The following is a 22,325-nucleotide window of genomic DNA, read 5'->3' on the forward strand; positions in this document are numbered from 1 at the left end:
ATAATCCAAATAATATCGTCTATACCAATCTCTCCTTATGCTGTTTTTCTCTCCATAAACCATTTATCCACTTCGTAAAACAAGTGGCTTTCCTGCCCTTGTATCATACAGGTGTACATCATTCCTACACCGCCTGCCTTTCTGCTGGCGCATCGCTCGATTTTCAAAATTCTGTCAATGCTATACTTTCTTCCATCCTCCCATGTAAAAAATATGGGAACCAGCTGTCCGTCTTTCCGAAACTCTGCCACTACATCTACATATACTTTGTTCATGCCGACACCTCACTATAAAATCTCAATTGCTCTTGGCGATGCCGGGATTCTGCGGATATATCCATTTAACTCCAACTGCTTGATTCTGGAAAATGCTGATGATGTTGATTTCACCCCGATCAATTTTCCAAATTCCCGTACTGTCGGCGGATATCCATGCTCCTTCGTATAATCCAAAAGACACTGATAACTTTCTTTCTGTTTTCTGGTTAATGTTTTTTTCAAATCTATCCCTCCAATTACCCATGAAAATAACTGTGTGGATGGATCGTGTGCGTACCAGCGTCTAAGTGGGATAAGACTTTATCTTGATACATTGCCGCTCGCTGTATACTGAAATAACCAAACCGTCGTCTGATCTCATCTACAGTACGATCCAGCTTCTCTAACTTTTCCTTTTTCTCCTGATTTCCAAATAAATCCAACTGCACGGGAATATCATCTAACACAAGATCCGCAGCTCGGATTCCCAGGCTTCTAATGGGATGTTCCCATTTATAATTATCTTTAAATAGCTGAAATGCTGCAGTTACAATCTCGTTTGTAATATTCGTTGGCTGTCGTAAATGTATCTGTCTGGAAAAACTATACAATCCATTATCTCGAACTGTAATTTCTACTGTTTTGCATTTAAATCCATGTTTCCGCAATCGTGCAGCTACACTTTCTGCCAATGCTATTTGAATGATCCAGACATCCAGATCATTTTCCAGATCTCTCGGTGTTGTAGTGCTATTACCTATCGACTTTACTGGTGCTTCATATCCTTCCTTGCAAACCGGATCTTCATCCCAACCATTTGCGAAAGCCCATAATACATTTCCTATTTTTCCCAAATGGCTCTCTAACAACTTTTCGTCTGATTCCGCAAGTTGCCCAATTGTCCGGATTCCAAGTTTTTGCAATTTCTTATTTGTCTGTCTTCCGACATAAAGCAAATCTGTCGCTGGAAGCTGCCATATCCTGTCTTTATAATTTTCTCGATTAAACTCTGTGATTGCATCCGGCTTTTTATAATCTGAACCAAGTTTCGCATAAATCTTATTCCAGGAAATTCCAATACTTACCGTTACACCCAGTTCGTATTTAATCCGATGGCTGATTTCTCTTGCAATCGTCATTCCGCTTCCTTTCAGATTTCTGCTGTCCGATACATCCAGCCAGGCTTCATCAATTCCATATGGCTCGATCTTGTCCGTATACTCCGAATAGATTTCCCTTGCCATCTGTGAAAATCTCAAATACAAATCCATCCGTGGTGGTACAAATATGATTTCCGGACAAATCTGTTTTGCCTGCCATAATGCCATTCCGGTCTTTACACCTTTTTGCTTTGCAATATAATTTGCTGTCAGCACAATCCCATGTCTGGCTTCCGGATCGCCACCGACTGCCAGCGGCATTCCGGTAAATTCCGGATGATGCAGCATTTCCACACTGGCATAAAAACAGTTCATATCACTATGCAGGATCACACGCTCACTCAAACTTTTCACCTCCCAGCTGTTTTCTTCAACATGATGTCTTATCAATTTTTGTATGTTTAGTATATATCGACATTCCGGAGATAGTCAAGTAACATCTTGGTTGTATTTTCTCCATTTTGGAGATTATTGTTGATTTTATTTCTATCATACGGTATAATGCATATAGAAAATTCAAATAGAAATGAGGCGAACAAATGCGTGATTTCGGGGAAATATTAGCAGAAAATAGAAAAAAGAAAGGATACTCTCAATCAGATCTGGTAGACCTGCTTTCTCAGGAAGGTATTCAGGTCACTACAAAAGCAATCTCCAAATGGGAGACCAATGCACGAGAACCAGCTTTACATGTTTTCCTGACACTTTGCCAGTTACTTGATATCGAAGATATATATGAATCCTTCTTTGGAGAAAACCCATATAACATTATGAGTGGATTGAATGAAGAAGGCAGAAATAAATTGATTGAATTTGCTGATATTTTGAAAGCTTCTAAAAAGTTTTCTCCACTGTCTGCAAAAATTATCCCATTCCATCATCCTGTAGAAATTACATGGGAACCAGTTTCTGCTGGTACTGGAAATTACCTGGAGGATTCTGTAAAAGAAACCTATGATGTAGGACACCTTGCTCCTGAGCAGACTGACTTTGGTGTACGGATTTCCGGTGACAGTATGGAGCCAGTTTATCATACAGATGATGTTGCATGGATTCAGAAAAAAGATTCTCTTGCTAATGGTGAAATTGGAATCTTCTATCTCAACGGCAATATTTACATCAAGGAATTACACGATGAGCCAGATGGTGTTTATCTGATCTCTTTAAATCAAAAATATCGTCCTATCCAGGTTTTGGAATCTGACTCTTTTAAAGTTTTTGGAAAAGTAATCGGGAAATGCAAAGGTGCAGAAATTCCGGGATTTCATTAGATTTCAACAGCAGGTTCATGATCCTGCTGATAACAATAAGCAAAGGAAGTGATTGAATGGCAATCAATAATACATTAAAAGATATTCGTGAAGAACGGAATCTCATTCAAGCAGATTTGGCTGAAGCCATAGGTTCCTGCAGCCAGACTATAGGCCGCATCGAACGTGGAGAACGTAATCCCTCTCTTGAGATTGCAATCCGGCTGGCCCATTACCTGAAAGTGCCTGTAGAAGATATTTTTCAAGTTGAAGACTGAAGCATAACAGCCGAAAAACCGAGGAGTAAAATCCCCGGTTTTCCTTTTGCTCAAAAATCACTGTAAACCACTTACATTTTCTTCTTTTCCGCCTGCTCCGTCAATCAGGTCATAACTCATATCTAAAAAGTCCAGTACCTTTGCTTCGCTGACCGAACCATCCAGTAAAATCGTGATCCAGTGCTGTTTATTCATATGATACCCAGGTAAAAATCCATAAGTCTGAATAATCATATTTGTCATGTCCGGATCACACTTTACGTCAATGATATCAACCAACTCTCTTCCTTCTAATCCCAGTTTCGATTTTTCAACCGTCATGATCACTGCATACCATTTTCCATTTTTATGTCGGAGTACTGCACTGTCCGGTAGTTTACTCCATAGATATTCCGGAAGTGTGCCATACTGTTTCTGCACATATTCAAATATTTCTTCTTTCTTCACAATCCATTCAACTCCTGATTCTTCTGATATCCTGTCCATAATCTTACCACATTTTTGTTCCCTATACTACCTGTCAAATTCTTTTGCATTTTCCCGGTTCTCCTGACTTTAACTAATAGAGGGATAAAACAGCAAGGACAGGAAGTGAGGATACACTTCCGGGAAATCCCAATTTAGGGTACCCTGCCCTAAATTGAAAAACGTTGAAAGCAACGATACTACTGTCCTCTCAGAAAGGAGAACCCACCAATGGCTGAAAGAAAGAGAAACAAAGAAATCCATTTTTATGTCACCGAAGAAGAAAGGAAGCTTATACGCAGGAAGATGATAGAATCAAAAACCAAAAACATGGGAGCTTATCTGCGTAAGATGGCAATCGACGGTTACATCGTCAACACCGATACCACCCCACTGAAGAAACAGTATGAGGAAATGCACAAGATTGGTGTAAATATCAACCAGATTGCAAAAAAGGTAAATACCACCGGAGATCTATATCCAGAAGAAATGCAAGAATTGAAAGAGATGGTGAAAGAATTATGGCGTATCTTAAAATCTTCCCCATTAAGGTAACTGACAAGAAAGCTCTGGACTATATTACAAATCCAGATAAGACAGATGAAAAACTGTTAGTTTCCAGTTTTGGCTGTTCCCCGGAAACTGCAGATCTTGAATTTTCTATGACAAGAGAAATGGCAAAAAAGAATGGAATGGATAAAGGCGATAACCTGGCATTTCATCTGATCCAATCATTTAAACCTGGAGAAGTTGATGCCGAAAATGCCCATCGCTTAGGTCAACAATTTGCTGACGAAGTGCTGAAAGGAAAATATGAGTACGTGATCAGCACACACGTTGACAAAAATCATATTCACAATCATATCATCTTCAACGCTGCAAGCTTTGTTGATCATCACAAGTATGTTTCCAATAAGCGGAGCTACCATAAACTCTGCAGAATCAGTAATCGTATCTGCCATGAAAATGGACTTGCCACCAGCATGCCAACCGGAAAAAAAGGTAAAAGCTATAAAGAGAACATGGAATATCATCGTGGCACCAGTTGGAAAGCCAAGCTACGTGTCGCAGTTGATAAATCAATCTGGACTTCCATCAACTATGAGGAATTTCTGCAAAAGATGCAGTTAGCCGGATATGAAGTCCGGCAGGGAAAGCACCTGTCCTTCCGTGCACCGGAGCAGAAGAACTTCACTTATATGAAATCTCTCGGAAGCTATTATTCCGAAGAAAATGTTCGCATCCGTCTGGCTAAAAATCGTAGCAAAGTAAAAACTCCAAGACATCTGTCCAGAGAAGCTCGCTTGTATATCAATATCTCCACTTATGTCACAACTGGAAATCGAGAGGGATTTGAACGATGGGCAAAGCTCAATAATCTAAAAGAGGCAGCCCATACCTTCAACTATCTTTCCGAAAATAACTTGCTGAATTATGACGATTTCAGGCAGCATGTATCTGACATTGAAGCTTCTGTGAAAGTTGCCGACCAAAGAATAGCACAAATCAACAGTGAGCTGAGCACGCAGAAAGTCATTCAGAAACACTGCGATTCTTACCGGCTTTGTCGTAAAGTAATTGAAGATTGTAAATCTGCTAAAAATCCAAAAGCATACCGCACCAAACATCAGGCAGAATACCAGCTCCACGATTCACTAAAAAAAGAGCTTCAGGATCTCGGTGTCACCAAAATCCCAAGCTCTAATAAAATCCAGAAGCGGATTGAAAATCTTGAATCTGAACAGGATGCTACTGTCCGGGAAAAACAGGAATTGCAGAAAAAGCAGAAAACCCTAGAGATCATTCAGCAAAATTTCACTGCACTGCTCGATGCTCCAGAGATCAGTTCAGACTTACTTCCGGCAAAAAAGGAACCTGTTTCTGTCACAAGAGAAAAATAAGATTGCACTGGCAACTCACTCATTTTCTTCCAAATCTTCCCAAGGTTTCAAATCCTTTTCCTCCCAGGTGACACCATACGGTGCACCTCCGGAGGTATAACCAGCAATACAGAAAAATCGGTCATCTTGCAAGATCTCTTCTTTGGTCAGATTATCTCTTGCTTCTTTTTTCCGTTTTGCTCGCCTCTGTTTCCTCTTTTGTTTCGCAACAGCTGCTTTTTCTTCCGGCGTTTTCCTATGTCCTTTTGCCATAAGTGTTTCTAGTATAATTCCACTCTGAATGTCTTTTAGTATACGAGTTTCATACCCTGTTTCACGTTTCTCAACAATTCTATAGTATGATGAACATAAAAGATTCGGTGAATCAACATTGTACTAATACTTTTTTTCAACCGAAGTTTTCAATTTTTCAAAAGCTTCTTCACTGATTACATGTTCTATCCGACAGGCATCTCTTTCTGCAGTTTCCCGATCAACCCCGACAGCTACAAGCTGCTCCGTAAAGAACTGATGGCGTTCATAAATTTTCTCGGCAACCTCCCGCCCGGCATTAGTCAGATTGAGGTATCCATCTTCATCGACAGTCAGGAAACCGCCATTCTTTAACACACCTACTGCATGGCTGATGCTCGGTTTACTGAATCCCATGTGCCGGGCAAGATCAATGGATCGGACCATACCCTGCTTCTTTTGAAGAATCAGCACAGCCTCCAGATAATCCTCCCCGGACGCATGAATCTTCATCGGTTCCTCCTTTATGCAAGGCTCCAGCCGGAAGCCTTTTTACGGATATTTACAAAATCCTGATAAATCCCGGCTTTTGCCATAAGCTCGTCATGGGTTCCCTGTTCGCTGATCCGTCCATCAGAGATCACCAAAATCTGATCTGCCTGACGGATGGTATTCAGGCGATGTGCAATCACAAGTAATGTTTTACCCTTTACCAGCTCATTGATTGCCTCCTGGATATAGCTTTCATTATCGGTATCAACACTTGCAGTCGCTTCATCCAGAATGACAATCGGTGCGTCCTTCAAAATGCATCGGGCGATAGAGATTCTTTGCTTTTCGCCGCCGGACAGAGTAGCGCCGCCTTCACCGATGACTGTCTGGAATCCATCTGGCAGCGCCATGATAAAATCATAGCAGCGGGCTTTTTTTGCAGCCTCATAGACTTCTTCCTCGGTAGCGTCCGGTTTACCCATGCTGATATTGTTGTAAATGGTATCCTGGAACAAGTACACCCTCTGGAAAACCATGCTGATCTGTTCCATCAGTTCGGCGAGAGGTACATCCCGAATATCTGTACCACGGATTGTCACTTTGCCGGATTTCACATCCCACAGCCGCGCCAGAAGGTTCGCAATCGTGGATTTGCCACCGCCAGACGGTCCCACAAGTGCGGTCATGGTATTCTTCTGCATAGAGAAGCTGATGTTGTGCAGGACTTCCTTGTCCTGATAGGCGAAGCCCACATCGCTAAATTGTACTTCTGGCTGATCCGGCTGTGCCTGTGACAGAATATGTTGATTTCCGTTATCGGGAAGTTCGGGCTCGTCCAAAACAGCTTCAATGCGGTCTAATGCGGCATTCATCACGGTCAGTCGGGTTGCTTCTCCATAAAGAGCTTTCAGAGGTCCAAAGAGATCAAAGACAAACAGCAGCACGCCCAAAAGATAAGCCAGGGAGAGTACGCCTTCCTGATGTAAAAAAACGGATAAACCGAAGATAGCGGCAATACCCACGCCATAGAGAATGTTTAAGCCAGTGGTCCACGGTGTCATTTTCTGCTCAAACTTCGTATTGACATCCCTTGATTTTTTGAAGTTTTCCGTTAATTCGTCAGATTTTTCTCCGAGCAGATTGTAACTTTTGATAACCCCAATTCCTTCAGCAAAAGACAAGACCGCATCCGTCAAATTCTCACTTTGGTTTTGACGCCCGACAGCCTCCTTGAAGGAAACCTTATTCATATATTTTGCAACCAGTGATGCCAGCAAGGTAATGATTACCGCAATCAGCCCAAGTCTCCAATCCAGTACGAACATAAAAACAGCTAAAACCAAAGTAGACAGCATATAGCTCATCATGTTGCCAATGGTACTCATAGAAACTTCCTCAATGAATACCATATCCGTACTGAGAACAGAGCTGATTTTGCCAATATTCCCCGATGTAAAGTAACCCATCGGCATTTTTCTTAAATGATTTCCCAACTCCATCCGTTTATCAGCAAAGATCATAAATCCAGCGGCACTTTGCAGACGGTCGCTCAAATAGTGAACCACTGTCTGAACCACTACAACAGCTAATAATCCAAGTCCGACAAACAGACAGGTCTTTCCAGTCAGCGTATTATCAGCAAACCCGGCCAAGACAATAAACGCCATGAAGATCGGCATTTTGGAGAGAATGGACTCGACAAATGCACATAGAAATGCAGCCTGAATACGGCTTTTATACCTCCCGGAGAGGTTCAGGATTCTTGAAATCAATGCAAACATTTATCTTCCCTCCTTTGCAGTAGATACTTTCCACTCGGCGCTGTCCTGAGCCGCTTTCCACAACTTTTGGTATTCTGGGCAAGCTTGAATCAGCTCCTGATGTTTTCCGGTTGCCACCATCTTTCCGTGATCCATAACGCATATTTGATCTGCGTTCATTATAGCGGGAAGTTTGTGAGCGATAACTACCAAGGTTTTTCCCTCCACCAGCTCCGCAATAGCAGCCTCCATTTTTTCCTCATTTTCTGGATCAGCATAGGCCGTGGCCTCGTCGAGCACTACAATCGGGGCATCCTTCAATATTGCCCGCGCCAGGGAAATTCGCTGGCGCTGCCCCCCGGAAAGCATTTTCCCCGCATCGCCCGCCATGGAGTGAATACCTTGCGGCAGCTTTTCCAGAAACTCCATACACCGGGCTTTCTTCGCCGCCTGCATTACTTCCTCATCGGTAGCATCCAAACGTCCAAGACGGATATTTTCCAGCAGGGAGGTGTTAAACAGGTACTGATCCTGAGCCACATAGGAAATGCGGCTGTTCAATGCCTCCAGGCTCATATCACAAAGTTTCTGCCCGCCAATGGAAATGCTCCCTTTCTGCGGGTCATAGTAGTGGATCAACAGTTTTGCAAGGGTGCTCTTGCCAGAACCGGATTCACCAACTAGGGCAGTTTTTTGTCCTGCTTGTGCCACAAAGGTAATATCGTGGAGGACTTCGTTTTCCGCTATTATCGGTTTCCCATCTGGGCCAGGCTGTGTCGTCTGATACGCAAAGGAAACATGATCGTAAGAAATGTTAAAATCCTGTCCGTGGAAATCATCCTCAGCAGCTTGCAGCGGTGCCGTATTTAACATCTGTTCAAGTGCCGTGATCTTATAATTCAGATTCGGAATCGTCTCCATAAAGCCCAGTGCTTTCAGGAGAGGAATCCCAATGCTGAGGGAAAGGCAGAGGACTAAAATCAAATCAGGTAAAGTGCTTATGCCACAGAGAACAAACCATGCCCCAAGAGGCAAAGTCAGAATAACAGTGCAGGGCAGTAGACTTCCGTATATCGCCATCCAGGGCCAGGCGGCCTTATACCATGCCAAGGTATAATCCCGATAGTCCGTTACATCCTTGCGGAAGTTCTCGTAAGATTCGCTCTCCCGGTTGAAAACCTTGACAACCTCCATACCATTGATGTACTCAATGATCGTGTTGTTCATTTTCTGTGCAGACTGATAGTAGGGACCCATGCGCTTCATTCCAACAGAGTACATAATGACCATGGAGAGCAGGCTGATCGGGATAGAGGCCAAAGACATAAGAGCCAGTTTCCAGTCCGCACAAAACATAGCAACATAAATCACCAGCGGGATCAGTAAATTTGCGATACCCTCTGGGACTGAATGAGCAAGGAGCAATTCCAAGCTGTCCACATCATCGACAAACAGCTTTTTGATTGTCCCTGTCCCTTTTTCCTCCACAATGCCAAGGGGAAGTTTCTCAAACTTCTTTTGCAGAGATACCCGCAGCCGGAACAATGTGTTATATGCTGCTTTATGAGAAATTGATAATCCCCATCCATAAAAAAACGCCTGCAAAACAAGACAGATCAAAACCCCTATAACACGCAATAAAACAAATTCTGTTTCAACAGAATCGCCCATAACCAATGGCGAAATGACCTGATAGGCCAGCACAAAAGGCAGGATGCCCATAAGAACGCTGACCAGTACGACAACCGTGGCCACATACATATTTTTCTTATATGGCCCTGCGTACTCAAAGATTTTTTTGAACATAAGCCCTCCTTATATTGAGCCGTACTGTCTGTGCTTCAAAAACAAGAGGCCGCCAAAGTAAAGCGGCCTCTTATCATTATCTTTCTGTCCAGTCAAGGCGGCCCTGACATTCATAATTTCTAAAATTCACTGGCGGATTCGGAAAAAATCCAAAACCTTTTTACTGCCGGATTCGTCCAATGGATAGCTTTCTTTTACTTGCCCTTTTTCCATATGGACTACATACGAACATCCCGCCATCACCAACTCCGGATCATGCGTAATAACAAAAAGCGTTTTGCCCTGATCCGCGAGTGACTTCAAACTCCGCGCAACTTCCCGCATATGTTTGAGATCAAGCCCGCTTGTTGGTTCGTCAAACACAATGATCTCCCGGTTACTCACAATGGCAGACGCGATCGCTACCCGCTGTTTTTGCCCGCCGGAAAGAGAAAGCGGGTGCCTGTCTTTATATTCCAGCAGATCAAACTGTTTAAGGATTTTATCCACAACAGTTTCATCCTTGTTGTCCATGCTCAGAAGCACTTCATCCGCCACGCTTTCGGTAAATAGCTGATGGCTGGTATCCTGCATTACCATGTAGCAATGTTTGAGCCGGGCTTTCCAATCAAGGGTTTTCCCCTCAACCTGCAAAAAGCCACACTTCTTTTCCAGTCCGCAAATACAGCGGGCCAGAGTAGATTTTCCAGCGCCATTCAGACCGATAATGGCAATCGTTTCTCCAACAGGCAGTTCTGCACTCGGAATATGGAGGCTTTCCGGTTCCCGCTTTTTATACGCAAAGCAGAAATTTTGAAATTCCATCTGTTTAGCTGTATGCGCCTGATACTGATTCGCAGGCTTCAACTTCGAGAGAGAAAACGGCCGCAGCCCCATTTCTTTTCGAGTGCCATCCGATAAGCTGTCAAATTCAGCAGGCGTGTATTCCCGTTCAATCTCCCCATCTTTTACATACAGCACACGATCTGCAAGATCGTGAAGGTAGTAAAGGCGGTGTTCTGCGATCAGAATTGTTTTGCCCTGCTTTTTCCAGAGGCTTAGGACCTGCCGCAGGTCATCAATAGCAGCCATATCCAAATTAGAAGATGGTTCGTCCAGGACCATAATTCCCGGCAGCAATACACTTGATGAAGCACAGGCTATTTTTTGCTTTTCGCCTCCGGACAGAGCAAACACGCTTCGCCCCATCAAATCTTCAATATGATAATCGGAAACTGTCCGGTCAATCCTTTTCAGGATATCCTCCTGAGGATAGCCTAAATTTTCACAGGCAAAGGCTAATTCACTATCCGTATCCACGTTGAAAAACTGACTTTTGGGATTCTGGAATACAGATCCCACCATAGCAGCCAAGTCATAAAGCGGCGTATCTGATACGCTTTTTCCGTCCAGAAGGACATCGCCCTCTAATTTGCCCTCGTAATAATGAGGCACCAGCCCATTTACCAAACGGGTAATCGTTGTTTTCCCACAGCCGGATTCTCCCGTGAGTAAAACAAATTCCCCTGTGTTTATGGTGAGATTGACATTTCTAATCCCTCCGCCGCTGGATTCTTCACCATAAGAAAAAGAAACATTTTGAAAATCTATCATGGCAAAATCCCTCCTGCGGAAATTATCGGGGAAGCAATCGCCCAAAACACTACAAAGCAACAAAACAAGATCAGCACCACATCGGCAAAATTGAATTTAAGCTGGCAAATGTTTGTGCGTTTGACAGGAGCGCCGAGGCCACGGGTAATTGCCGCAGCGGAAAGTTCCTCACCGATTTTCACGGAGCAGGTAATCATCGGGATCAGCTTATACTCCAATATTTTTGAAGATTTTTTCCCTCCAAGTTTAATCCCACGCATTTTCATAGCGTCACTGATTGCTTCTGACTCCTGAAAGACAGTTGGAAAGAAGCGGAACATGACCGTTAAGGGGATCGTCACTTCTTTAGGCATATGGATTCTTTCCATGCCGGAAATCAATTCACTGACCGTTGTTGTTTTCACTGCATAGGCAGCAATCGCAACACTGGGAAGGATTCGGCAGAAGAATCCTGTTGTAAACAGAACAAGGAAATTCAATATCCCCGTAAGGTGCGGCAAAACATAAATTTGGACAGCATAAAAAACAGAAAACACAGCAATATAGCCCACAGCTTTTGCACATTGTTTCGAGGTAAGCAGCAATATAGCCGGAACCACACAAAGAACAAGGCGGATCAGTCCCATAGCTTCTCCGCCTGTTCCACCCATGACAAAAATGCTTATGATGAAGATGAGCAACAGTTTTGTACGCGGATCGAGCCGCAACCCTTGTTCTGTTTTTTTGCTGAGCAGAATTTCCCGCGCCATTATGCAATACCGGCACGCTGGAAGTGCTTTTTGCAAATGGCTTTCCCAATCATACCTCCGACAAGGCCAAACACAAAGCAGGCAACCAGCAAAATAGGCGCAATCCACATAGGCATATATGTATTAAGGGTAGCTGCATATTCAGTGCCGTATCCTTCAGTCAGCATTACCATATAGCTTTCACGGTTCAGGAAAATGGGAGCAAAGTTGCCAAACACCCAGATGCTGAACACACCGCAGGAAAGAACTGTACTCTTTGCACTTTTGTAGTCTGCCTTTTTCAGGATCACGTCAGCCAACAGGCCGCCAACAAGACCAGTTACCATAGTAAGATAGCCGTTGCCGAAGAACACCATGATTAGACCAATCAGGAAACCCATGATTGCAGTCATCCCGAATTTTTTAGCCTTTGTAACATACAGCATATAGGGGATGCCGCCAATCAAAGGACACAGCACCGCCATCAGCGGAATAAAAATGGGGATGAAGCCAAGCATCGCCACCAGCATAACAATGACGACATAGATGACGGTGTAGATGCCGATAGTAATTAAATCTTTTCCCTCAAGCCGGGAACTTTTTTTCTGGGAACTCATACCAGTATCCTCCTATCTAAAAAATGGTGTAGTTAGTATTTTCTAACTACACCACATATAATAACAATTTACGCCTACATTTCCAACCCAAAAACGGTTTTATTCTACCCAAAATCGGTATTTTTTAATTTTAACCAATCGTATTTTCCGTTTTATAGTTTTTAGGAATTACCCCATACTTCTTTTTGAATGCCGCAGCAAAGTTACTCGGTTTTGAATAGCCTACAAATGCTGCCACCTGACTTACGTTCAAATTACTTTCTAATAGTAGACTTGCCGCCTTTTCCAATCGCTGATCTATAATATACGCATGAACCGATGTTCCAAACAGCGAGGAAAAACCCTTTGACAATTTTGAAGTACTAATATTGACTTTTCGCGCCAATTCCTCACAACTTGGTGCCAAAGCAAGCTGACTGTCAATGATTCTCTTCGCTTCTATGATGGATTCTCGGTCACTTCTGGAAATTGCTATATAAGTTGACGCAAGAATACTCAGTTCCAAAATCTCACTCAAATATACAGATAACAACTCAAAAACTTTGCTTTCCAAAAACAGGTATCCCAATCCGCCGCGATATTGCGTGAAGTCTTTCAGTTCCGCAAAAATGTGCTCCATATAGGGAGTAATACCTACTTTTGATATACCTTCCAATAGTTTTTTCTGATAAACCTCAATCTCACCAACATCAAAATAGTCATTCATAATTTTACGGAAATACGACAGTGGTACTTTTACATTTTTGAAAAGGAAATCGTTTTGTTTGGAATAGCACAGATATTCCATTTTCCCGTGTCCACGATAAATACAGGACTCACCTTTTTGTATGCTGATACTTTGTCGGCTATCTGCAATATTCCAGGAAACACCATCATTGAAGCAGAACAACATTTGAATGTATTCTTCGCTACTCACTCCCTGCACGTTCATATCTGAAAAATAATTCATTTTCCAGTCCGAAACAACTGCTCCCTGTTTCGTGACCACCTGTAAAATCTGCCCTGTCCCCATGTCTGCTGGAATATCTATGGTTATTGTCTGCGGTGAATTAGAGAGCAGATCACGATAAAGATTATTCATGTATTGGTTTGTCATGTACAAGCATTCCTCCCGAAGTTAGATAAGACTAATTAAATTTTACAACTTCCAAAGTAAAAAGTCAAATTTTGTAATCATGTAAAAAGCAGACACTACTTAATGTAAATTACAAACTTCACTTACTTCCATTTCTTTCTGCATCTCACAAGACGATAAAGTCACTTTTAAAACCCATTGTACTGACAATTTAATATTAATTCTCATTGTTCCCCTGCACATCGCTAAATTATCTTATAAATATGGCATTTTAGGAACACCTGACAGTTCGAGAGTTAATTTTATCTGAAGTTCATATTTATCGTGCTTTTATTGCAAGTAATAATGTTTCTGATAATTTAGCTGTTCTAAAGTGCATTTTTGTCAATTGGTTTAAAATTTTTTCCACACTCTGATAATTCCACGACATTAGGCTATCTACAGTACTAACTATGTTTTTACCACAAAAAACTTTATAGGTCAATCTCCATGTCCATTGATCCATCCCCACTTGCTTTATATCGGTAATATACGTCTCATAGCGCAATCTTCCTTGAGTAGCCACCGATATTCTACTTCCTACTGGCGCAACAAGAAATTTCGGTTCTAAAAGTTCTATCAGGATTGGGACATTTATATTCAAATTTTTATCTAATTTATACAATAATTTTTCTTGTTCATCCCTTTTTAAATGTCCAAGTACTCCCATGCACATTACACCACTTATTTTATCTCGAAATGAATATTTACCTACATCTATCGGCAATAGAGAAATTCTCTCTTTAACTTCATTATGCTCCATTAATCTTGCCATAAACGCTGTTCTCATATAAGCCGATGGTTCTAAAGCAATTATTTCTTTATCACATATCATATTAGCCATCTCTATTGTTGTTTTTCCAGTTCCTGCACCTATATCCAAAATGATTCCATCTAAATCCTTAACCATATCAGCAAATTTGTTTAAAACAATTTTTTTGTTCCCTATCTGTGAAAGAGCTGATAAATCATAAAATTCTACTGTCTCTCCGTATACATTCTCAATTTCATTCAATCCCGTCATTCTCCTTTTTTATTAAATGTCTTTTTTCCAAATCATAAAATATACTTTTTATGTCACCAAAATTGTCATAATCAACGATATTCATATAGCCCACTTTCTGACATATTTCAGACCATAATTTTGATACATATATTTGATATTGCGCCATGGACATTTTTTCTGTTCTATTTTGCTTAAATAAAATCTCTAAAGCTTTCTTTACTGCATCCGGCCATATTTGTTCAAACGTTTCTTTTACTGATGGTAACATTACATTTCCTATAGTAACACCAGAGGGTATATTTACTTCCTCTTCTACATTAATACTTAGTGTTCCATATTCATCTCTTGGCATATGCAAGAAAGGAAGCCATATTACCGGACCATGGGTATTGACCAGACAGAGCCGCCCTGTGGAAAATGTCAATTCTATTCTATGATATAAATGTAATGGATGGTCTATATCGTTACGATCCACATTGGTATTCACTATAAATGTTACCGGAACCATTCCAATTATACCACTAATAACTCTGTTACCCCCTCCTGCCATAGAAGTTGTATAAGATTCTGCTACATTTCCCAATTTCCATGTAGATAAGCCTCCCAACGCACACCCCAATATATCTATTCCATCATATAATACATGTATAGCGCATTCCAAGGATGCATTTATAAGATGAGCATGTTTACTTATTATTTGTGCCGCCTCTAAAAAATCTCGAATTGGCTTGATATACCGATAAAATGGATTCAACATAAAAGCGGCACTTCCGGATTCTCTTATACAATTAACAATTTCTACCTCATGAGCAGGATGTTCTAATAATGTTGGTATCCCTTTTGCAAGTATACTTTTAGCTATATTGGCACCGTTTCCACCTCCAGCCGCATTAGGTACAACTACACATGCTGCATCAACATTTTGATTTATTTCTTTAATATCCGTATACATTGGCACATTTAGATTCTTTGAAAGAAGTCTGGATCTATCGCTTCCTTTTCCCAATATACCCATAAGCTCATATTCTTTACTTTCTGCAATAGCTTTCAAATAAATTTTCCCAAATCCTGTTCCACATACTAAAATCTGTTTTTTCTTCATATCTTTCCCTCTGATTTGAACTTATCTATTTTTTTAAGTTCATCTAACACTTGATATTTTTCAAGATAACTTGCCATTGTATAAATTCCATCCTTCCTAGGCATTTCAAATATTGCATTGGCAGTAATCGCTAATATTTCGCCAGTTAAAACACTCGGATTTTTTCCTTCAAAATAAATGCATCTACTATCATTTCCTTTATTTTGTCTTACCCATATAAAAGCTTTTTGGTTGCTATTTTTCTGTCCCATTAATGCATTTACTAAATCTTTTTTTTGACAATGCGCCTTATTTACTATTGAAAATAAACTTACAGGTGCCGCCGTATATGAATCAATATTAAGCATATATTTCCCTTGTATAATTTCTTGAATTTCTTCTGTAACATATGGCAATATAGATAATTTCGAAATTCTTGTTGGAAGATTCAGCGGACTTCTTTTCTGAGCAGGTAAAATTTTTCCATTTCGCACACATGCCATAGGAATTCCAGCTTTATAACTTTTTATTTCTTCCACATAATCGATTGCGGCAGCTTTTGAAAAATTATAGACACCTCCAATAATCATCTCTATTAAGTCATCATTGAAAGCTTCTTTAAGCACAGAAGACAACATCCATCCTGATAACCCCGGAAATATTCCCGAACCAACTATAGCGGTACCTTTCATGCTAGAATTCCTCATTTTTCTAATTAAATGAATTCCTCCTGGGTCAACATACGGAATATTCTCTGCCATTGCTTCAAGTAACATTTTTTCACTATAGTCTGCGGAAGGTCCGATTGCTCCTATTACCAAATCACTTCCTTTAAAGAATTTTCCAATATTACTTTCCTTATCAATATCAAGTTCAAATAATTGGATGTTGGGAGCCATATACATTCCTGTATCTTTTATTGTTTCTATATTCCGTACACTGACTCTTAATGAATAGCCTAACTTACTTAAAACCTTACACGCTGTCACACCAACAGTACTTGTTCCGCCAAGAATACAGATTGTTCTGCGATTATTTATCATTTTCTAGTTCCCTCATAATAATATCAAAAATGTCATTACTATTAGATTCAAATTCTCTAACGTTACCTAAAACAGCCTTTTCCCAAGATTTAATAGCAACTGAATTTCCGTCAATTATGCTTATATCTCCTAAATATAAATCACTTTCTTTTGCTTTAGATGGATTTATTAAAAAAATGCGGTTAATAATAATGTTTTCCCCCAATAGTTCACTTGCCTTAGTTATGCATAAAGAAGCCATTTCGGAAAAGGCAATAATATATTTCTTTTTAACACTTATGTCTTCATGACATCTTTCAATTATTTCTTGCCCTCCCACTCTCTTACAACTTATGTTTGAAGCGCTCAACTTTTCTATAAGAACATCTCTTATTTCATTTTCGTTATCCCCAAATATATATACAACAGTATATGAATTTCTTGTTTGATTTCCTGCATTACTATGCATTTGATTTTTTGAAGGATTTTTACAATCCGATATATACTGAGCAATCCCCATAATTGTTGGCATCGTCAACGATGCCCGTAATATTTCATCAAATCTCATGCCTTGTGCTTCTTGTATGTCACTAACTATGCGCCCAGAAATCTGAGATAATAACAAAGAATCAAGTCCATTTTCTAATAAATTATCTTCATAATCAATATAATCATTTCCAGAAATAGAGCATACGATTTTTTTGATACTTTTAGCAAGTTCTACATATTCCTTCTTTCGCGAAATTAAAGTTGCTTTTGCATTATGCTTTACCTTGATGTTCTTTTGTATACTCTCTGCCAGTCCTTTTCTGTCTATTTTGCCATTAGTAGAAAGTGGAAACCTCTCTACATTTACAAACTCTGAAGGAATCATTGCTGGTGGCAAAAAAAAGGCTAACTGCTTTCTGTATTCTTCTTTCGTATAGGAAATGCTCGATATTTTATTTTTTATAAAAGCTATCAGCACACCCTTCCCTATACTTTGATTATAAACCACGCAACAATCTTCAATATTTTGCATTCCACGTATTGCATTTTCTATTTCCGCAATTTCTATTCTATGCCCATTGATTTTTACCTGATTATCTAATCTGCCTAAAAATTCAATGTCGCCATTCTCTACATATCTTCCATTATCTCCAGTGAGATAAATCCTGTTCTTTTCTTCTTCCACATAAACAAATTTTTCTTTTGTTAATGTTGTATCTCCTAAATAGCCTTCTGCCAAAGAATATCCTCCTATGGCAATTTGCCCCGAAACATATTCCGGACAAATTCTCAATTCCTCGTCTACAACTCCCATCCACTGTCCAAGCAAAGCTTTTCCATATAATATAGTAGGCCTTTCTTCTATTTCATCAATTTCATGATATATAGACCAAATCCCACCTTCCGTAGCGCCTCCCAAACTAATCATTTGAGCGTTGGTCATAATCTTTCTTAGTCTTCCTGGCAGACTAGTATTTATCCAATCTCCGGATAACAGTACTAATCTAACTGTCGGATAACTCTCCGATTTAGACGCAAAAGCATCTAACATTTCCGCCTGCGCTGGAACACTATTCCACAAGGTCACTTTGTATTCATTAAGTAATCTGCCCCAATGGGATGCATCTGGTCCTTTTTCTGGATTCGGTAATACTAATGTTCCACCAACTCCCAATACACTAAATATATCAAATACAGAAAGATCAAATGACAGTTCCGCAATACCAAGGATTGTATCCTCTTCCGAGATATTATACATATTTTCAATAGATATAAGAGTATTTTGTGCCGCAGTATGTGACATTACTACACCTTTAGGCTCTCCTGTAGAGCCAGAAGTAAATATTACATATGCAATAGGATTTTGGAATTCTGGATGCTTTTCTAATCGGTATTCCAAATTCTGAAGTATCATATTTACTTTTTTCTCATCCAATTCCACAATAACATTTGCTTTTGATAAAATTTTTTCTTGTCGTGCCAATGGCTGTTTTATATCAATAGGTAAATAAGAAAATCCAGCAATCAAAACACCCATTACTGCTGCAATTTGATTTACAGATTTTTTCATTCTTATCGCAACCAGTCCAGTTCTATTTTCCACAAATTCTTTTCTTAAATAACCTGCTATATATTCTGCTCTTTCCAACAATTCTCCATATGTCACTGTTTCAACAGCATCTATTACGGCAGTTTTATTAGAATTCTTTTTCGCATACTTAACAAATCTCTGTTGAATACGAGATTGATTCGTAATACCTTTATTTCGTTCGCAAATTACTTTTTTCTTACTCGCACTTGGCACTATAATTTCCAATGGATTCTTCCATTCTTCCGAATGTTTTATTCCAAGTATTCTTATTGTTTCAGTAAAAGACTCAAACATCTCCGTTACAATAGATTCTTTTATCGCACCTTTTCTTGTATCCCAGCTTATCATCAGGCCTTTTTCTTGATCTTCTGAATCTATCTCATCGACTATCTGACAATCAATCCATACTTGAGGGGTATGACTAAACCCATATTCAATAGTGCCTACAGTGCCATCAGTCTTCAAAACCCCTGTAAATACGATCGGCATTAATAATTCCTTTTCTTCAGACACTTTACTCAGTTCTCTTAGCACTTCGACACCAGAAAAAGAATTATGCTCTAAATCCTCCATCAATCTTTTTGTAATTTCTTTGACTCTTTCTATAAAACTCATATTTTGAGTTACATTTACTTCTAGCAAGTTCACTGCTGTAAAGTCTCCTACTATGGAATTAGTATTATTTCCGATAGTTGGTCTATTTTGAATTGGTAAATTGAGTGTAAAATGTTTATTCGAACTCCACCTTGAAATAACTTCTGCGTATATACCAATAAGCACCGATGAAACTGTTACTCCGTATTCTCCTGCAATTTCCTTTATACGTTTCCAGTCAGACTGATTAATATGTTTCTGAAATCGATAAAATTCATATGTATTTTCACACTTATCTGCGGCTCGTCCATCTTGTGGAAGAATTGGAGCCTCCGGCAATTTTTTCAGTCTTTCTAACCAATACATTCTATCCTGATGCCATTTTAAACTTCCTTTACGTTGTTGATTGAACATTGCATAATCTGAAAACTTATACCTTATTTTTTCTAATGAAGCTCCTTTCAAAAGTTCTCCCATTTCAGAAATCAGAAGTTGCACACTTGCAAAATCTGAAACAATTAAATCAACAAGTAGATGGAAAAAATTTCCTTCTATACGCTTCGTTATTAGCACTTTAAATAATGGAGGTTCCTCCGTATGAAAAACATATTCACTAAAATCTTCCCTAATCTTAGATAAAGTATCTACTTTTTCCCTCTCTGCCATTTTTTGTAGATTTACTATTTTAATTTCATAATCAATCTCATCTCTCTCTAAAATTTCAAATCCGACCTCTGTTACTTTCGCTCTTAGCATTTCATGCCTATTTACCAATACTTTCCAAGCTCTTGATAGTTCTTCTGCACTGTAGGAACCAAAATCAACCTCAATATATCCTTTACATCCAATTCCACCCCACTTCACAGCTTCTGTTTTTCCAACTAAATAGGCTGCTTGCACATCAGTCAAAGGATATACATTAGTTTCATAATCATTATCCGTAATAAACTCGTCTATCGTTTGTTTTTTCTTCAAAATTTCAATTATTTCTTCTTTATATTTTTTAACTTTCTCTTTAGAATTTTCTGTAAAATTCCCTTTGGAATCTTTATATTTTAATTTTCCATCAACAGTTTCAAAAGTAACGCCTTTTTTTTCAAGCTCTACTAATAATTCTCCTGCTACTTTTTTCGTGTCCTGCATTTTTTAAATTTCCCCCTCTTCTACAAATTCTGCTATATCTGTATTTTTTCTCTTATCAACCAATTTTGTTAGTGCGTTAATTGATGGATTCATAAAGACCTCTTTCATGCGTACCTCTATTCCGCAACGAGCATTAATAGCCGCAACAAATCTAGCCGCAAGCAAGCTGTCTGCACCTATCTTAAAAAGGTTCTCATCCAAATCAGCCACTTTATTTTTCAATAGCTCCTCCCAAATCATCAGTACAATATTTAATACTTTGTCAGACATTATTTCCACACTATCAGTTTTCTGATATTCTGCCAATCTTCTTCTATCAACTTTTCCATTTGCATTAAGAGGAAAATTTTCTAATCTGTTTATAGAATTCGGTATAGAATACTCAGGAAGATGTATCTTAAGATAATCTTCTATTTCACTCTCTGCAATGTACTCTCCCAAGTAAAATGCAACTAATTCTTTATGGTATTTATCCCCCTGAGCAACAACTACGGCTTCTTTTATTCTTGAAATACTTTTTAATACACTTTCAATTTCTCCCAACTCAATTCGATGTCCACGTATCTTTACTTGGGTATCCATTCGCCCTAAAAACTCTATCGTTCCATCTGCCCATCGCCTTCCCCGATCTCCTGTTCTATACCAACGTTCCCCTTTTACATCCGTAATAAACTTTTTCATTGTTAGCTCTTCATCATTAATATAGCCTTTTGCCAGACTTCCACCTCCAATTTGCAATTCACCAGGAATATCAACTCCGCACTCCACAAAATTTTCATCCGTAATCCTATATTTCTGTTTTGGTAATGCTTGCCCATAAGGAATAGAATTCCACAATCTATCTACTTTTGAAACGCAATAATAGTTGGACCAAATTCCGCCTTCTGTCGCTCCGCCCAACGCTACAAATTGCGAGTTTGCTGAAGTTACTTTATACCATTTCTCCGGTAAATATAAAGGAATCCAGTCCCCTGACACTAATGCCAACCGCAATTTACCAAAATGATTATTTTCCCCCATTATCAAAAACATGTCCAATAACGCGGGGGCACTATTCCAAATAGTAATTCCATAAATCTCTATCAGATTTTTCCATACTTCTGGATCTCTAAAGTCGTCTTCATCAATTAAAACAATTGTCCCTCCAACAGTTAAAAGACCAAATATGTCAAAAACCGACAAATCAAAATCAAATGCTGATATATTTAATACGGAATCTTCCGCACCAATATTCCACATATGTAAAATTTCTTCTATTGTATTCATTGCAGCCACATGACTCATTTCTACTCCTTTAGGTTCTCCGCTAGAGCCCGATGTATAAATAATATAGGCAGTATCTTTTGAATTATTTTCAATACACCCAGTCCATGGATTCTCTTCTAAAAAGGCTTCATCCTGCAATACAAGAGCCGGCTTGACATTTTCTATGATTTTTTTCCGACGTCCTAACGGCTGCTTCATCGCAATCGGAACATACGCTGCACCTATTGCAAGAATTCCTAACAATGCAGCTACTTGTCCAATACCTCTCGGCAATATAACTACAATCTTATCATTTCTTCTTACTCCTCTTTGCCACATATAGTTTGCTGCACGCAACGCATATAAACGCAACATCTTATAAGAAACTTTCTCATTTTCATAGATAAGCGCAATTCTCTCTGGATATTTCAATGCATTTTCATAAAATTCTCCATGTAATGTTTCCTTTCTATTAGAAAACTCTCGATCGTTCATCATATAC

21 protein-coding genes are annotated in these 22,325 nt (G+C 39.5%); 4 read left to right on the forward strand and 17 right to left on the reverse strand.

The genetic code is table 11. The annotated features are described in order from the left end of the window. Positions 1–35: 35 nt before the first annotated feature. From EHLA_RS07115 to dinB, 3 genes are read right to left on the reverse strand one after another with little or no spacing between them, the layout of a single operon-like run. Positions 36–275, reverse strand: coding sequence for a hypothetical protein (locus EHLA_RS07115; protein ID WP_005344271.1), 240 nt, complete (start codon positions 273–275; stop codon positions 36–38). A 12-nt stretch (positions 276–287) separates the two neighbouring features. After that, the gene (locus tag EHLA_RS07120; RefSeq protein ID WP_055039882.1) at positions 288–500 is read right to left on the reverse strand and encodes a DNA-binding protein; all 213 of its coding nucleotides are present in this window, start codon (positions 498–500) and stop codon (positions 288–290) included. A gap of 14 nt (positions 501–514) precedes the next feature. Continuing rightward, a complete protein-coding gene (gene dinB / locus EHLA_RS07125) occupies positions 515–1,762 on the reverse strand; it encodes a DNA polymerase IV (RefSeq protein ID WP_055039883.1) in 1,248 nt (415 codons plus the stop codon). Between the two features lie 194 nt (positions 1,763–1,956). Here dinB and EHLA_RS07130 point away from each other — a divergent pair, with 194 nt between their 5' ends. Both EHLA_RS07130 and EHLA_RS07135 read left to right on the forward strand, forming a co-directional pair. Then, a complete protein-coding gene (locus EHLA_RS07130; RefSeq protein WP_055039884.1) occupies positions 1,957–2,688 on the forward strand; it encodes a helix-turn-helix domain-containing protein in 732 nt (243 codons plus the stop codon). Between the two features lie 56 nt (positions 2,689–2,744). Next, on the forward strand, positions 2,745–2,945 hold the full coding sequence (locus EHLA_RS07135; protein WP_005344265.1) for a helix-turn-helix transcriptional regulator: 201 nt from the start codon (positions 2,745–2,747) through the stop codon (positions 2,943–2,945). Between the two features lie 57 nt (positions 2,946–3,002). Here the strand turns inward: EHLA_RS07135 and EHLA_RS07140 are convergent, their stop codons facing one another. Beyond that, positions 3,003–3,392 (reverse strand): MmcQ/YjbR family DNA-binding protein, encoded by a 390-nt coding sequence (locus EHLA_RS07140; RefSeq protein ID WP_055039885.1) that lies wholly within the window; start codon positions 3,390–3,392, stop codon positions 3,003–3,005. 249 nt (positions 3,393–3,641) lie between these two features. Here EHLA_RS07140 and EHLA_RS07145 point away from each other — a divergent pair, with 249 nt between their 5' ends. Then, positions 3,642–3,965: a MobC family plasmid mobilization relaxosome protein gene (locus EHLA_RS07145; protein WP_015528451.1), complete on the forward strand. Its 324-nt coding sequence runs from the start codon at positions 3,642–3,644 to the stop codon at positions 3,963–3,965. Then, on the forward strand, positions 3,932–5,311 hold the full coding sequence (locus tag EHLA_RS07150; protein ID WP_015528450.1) for a relaxase/mobilization nuclease domain-containing protein: 1,380 nt from the start codon (positions 3,932–3,934) through the stop codon (positions 5,309–5,311). Before EHLA_RS07145 ends, EHLA_RS07150 begins: the two co-directional genes overlap by 34 nt. Before the next feature lie 15 nt (positions 5,312–5,326). On the opposite strand, the gene EHLA_RS07155 is transcribed toward EHLA_RS07150, so the two are convergent. The 13 genes from EHLA_RS07155 to EHLA_RS07215 all read right to left on the reverse strand — a co-directional run bounded on the left by EHLA_RS07155 (position 5,327) and on the right by EHLA_RS07215 (position 22,321). Next, on the reverse strand, positions 5,327–5,563 hold the full coding sequence (locus tag EHLA_RS07155; protein ID WP_015528449.1) for a hypothetical protein: 237 nt from the start codon (positions 5,561–5,563) through the stop codon (positions 5,327–5,329). A gap of 123 nt (positions 5,564–5,686) precedes the next feature. Beyond that, positions 5,687–6,055 carry a metal-dependent transcriptional regulator gene (locus EHLA_RS07160; RefSeq protein WP_015528448.1) on the reverse strand — a complete coding sequence of 123 codons (369 nt, stop codon included), beginning with the start codon at positions 6,053–6,055 and terminating at the stop codon, positions 5,687–5,689. Between the two features lie 11 nt (positions 6,056–6,066). Beyond that, positions 6,067–7,815 carry an ABC transporter ATP-binding protein gene (locus tag EHLA_RS07165; protein WP_015528447.1) on the reverse strand — a complete coding sequence of 583 codons (1,749 nt, stop codon included), beginning with the start codon at positions 7,813–7,815 and terminating at the stop codon, positions 6,067–6,069. Then, a complete protein-coding gene (locus tag EHLA_RS07170; RefSeq protein WP_015528446.1) occupies positions 7,816–9,600 on the reverse strand; it encodes an ABC transporter ATP-binding protein in 1,785 nt (594 codons plus the stop codon). A gap of 126 nt (positions 9,601–9,726) precedes the next feature. After that, a complete protein-coding gene (locus EHLA_RS07175; protein WP_015528445.1) occupies positions 9,727–11,193 on the reverse strand; it encodes an ABC transporter ATP-binding protein in 1,467 nt (488 codons plus the stop codon). Further along, the gene (locus EHLA_RS07180; RefSeq protein ID WP_015528444.1) at positions 11,190–11,942 is read right to left on the reverse strand and encodes an energy-coupling factor transporter transmembrane component T; all 753 of its coding nucleotides are present in this window, start codon (positions 11,940–11,942) and stop codon (positions 11,190–11,192) included. The genes EHLA_RS07175 and EHLA_RS07180 overlap by 4 nt, the downstream gene beginning before the upstream one ends. Further along, positions 11,942–12,538 (reverse strand): MptD family putative ECF transporter S component, encoded by a 597-nt coding sequence (locus tag EHLA_RS07185; protein ID WP_008395315.1) that lies wholly within the window; start codon positions 12,536–12,538, stop codon positions 11,942–11,944. The genes EHLA_RS07180 and EHLA_RS07185 overlap by 1 nt, the downstream gene beginning before the upstream one ends. 130 nt (positions 12,539–12,668) lie before the next feature. After that, entirely contained in the window at positions 12,669–13,634 is a 966-nt protein-coding gene (locus EHLA_RS07190) for a helix-turn-helix domain-containing protein (RefSeq protein ID WP_015528443.1), read from the reverse strand. A 298-nt stretch (positions 13,635–13,932) separates the two neighbouring features. Next, positions 13,933–14,667: a class I SAM-dependent methyltransferase gene (locus EHLA_RS07195; RefSeq protein WP_055222064.1), complete on the reverse strand. Its 735-nt coding sequence runs from the start codon at positions 14,665–14,667 to the stop codon at positions 13,933–13,935. Continuing rightward, on the reverse strand, positions 14,660–15,760 hold the full coding sequence (locus EHLA_RS07200) for a Gfo/Idh/MocA family oxidoreductase (protein ID WP_015528442.1): 1,101 nt from the start codon (positions 15,758–15,760) through the stop codon (positions 14,660–14,662). The genes EHLA_RS07195 and EHLA_RS07200 overlap by 8 nt, the downstream gene beginning before the upstream one ends. Next, positions 15,757–16,782: a Saccharopine dehydrogenase and related proteins gene (locus tag EHLA_RS07205; protein WP_015528441.1), complete on the reverse strand. Its 1,026-nt coding sequence runs from the start codon at positions 16,780–16,782 to the stop codon at positions 15,757–15,759. The genes EHLA_RS07200 and EHLA_RS07205 overlap by 4 nt, the downstream gene beginning before the upstream one ends. Further along, the gene (locus EHLA_RS07210) at positions 16,772–20,578 is read right to left on the reverse strand and encodes an amino acid adenylation domain-containing protein (protein ID WP_015528440.1); all 3,807 of its coding nucleotides are present in this window, start codon (positions 20,576–20,578) and stop codon (positions 16,772–16,774) included. The genes EHLA_RS07205 and EHLA_RS07210 overlap by 11 nt, the downstream gene beginning before the upstream one ends. A gap of 3 nt (positions 20,579–20,581) precedes the next feature. Further along, positions 20,582–22,321 carry a non-ribosomal peptide synthetase gene (locus EHLA_RS07215; RefSeq protein WP_015528439.1) on the reverse strand — a complete coding sequence of 580 codons (1,740 nt, stop codon included), beginning with the start codon at positions 22,319–22,321 and terminating at the stop codon, positions 20,582–20,584. Between the last annotated feature and the right edge of the window lie 4 nt (positions 22,322–22,325).

The organism is Anaerobutyricum hallii, from assembly GCF_900209925.1.
Lineage (GTDB): Bacteria > Bacillota > Clostridia > Lachnospirales > Lachnospiraceae > Anaerobutyricum > Anaerobutyricum soehngenii.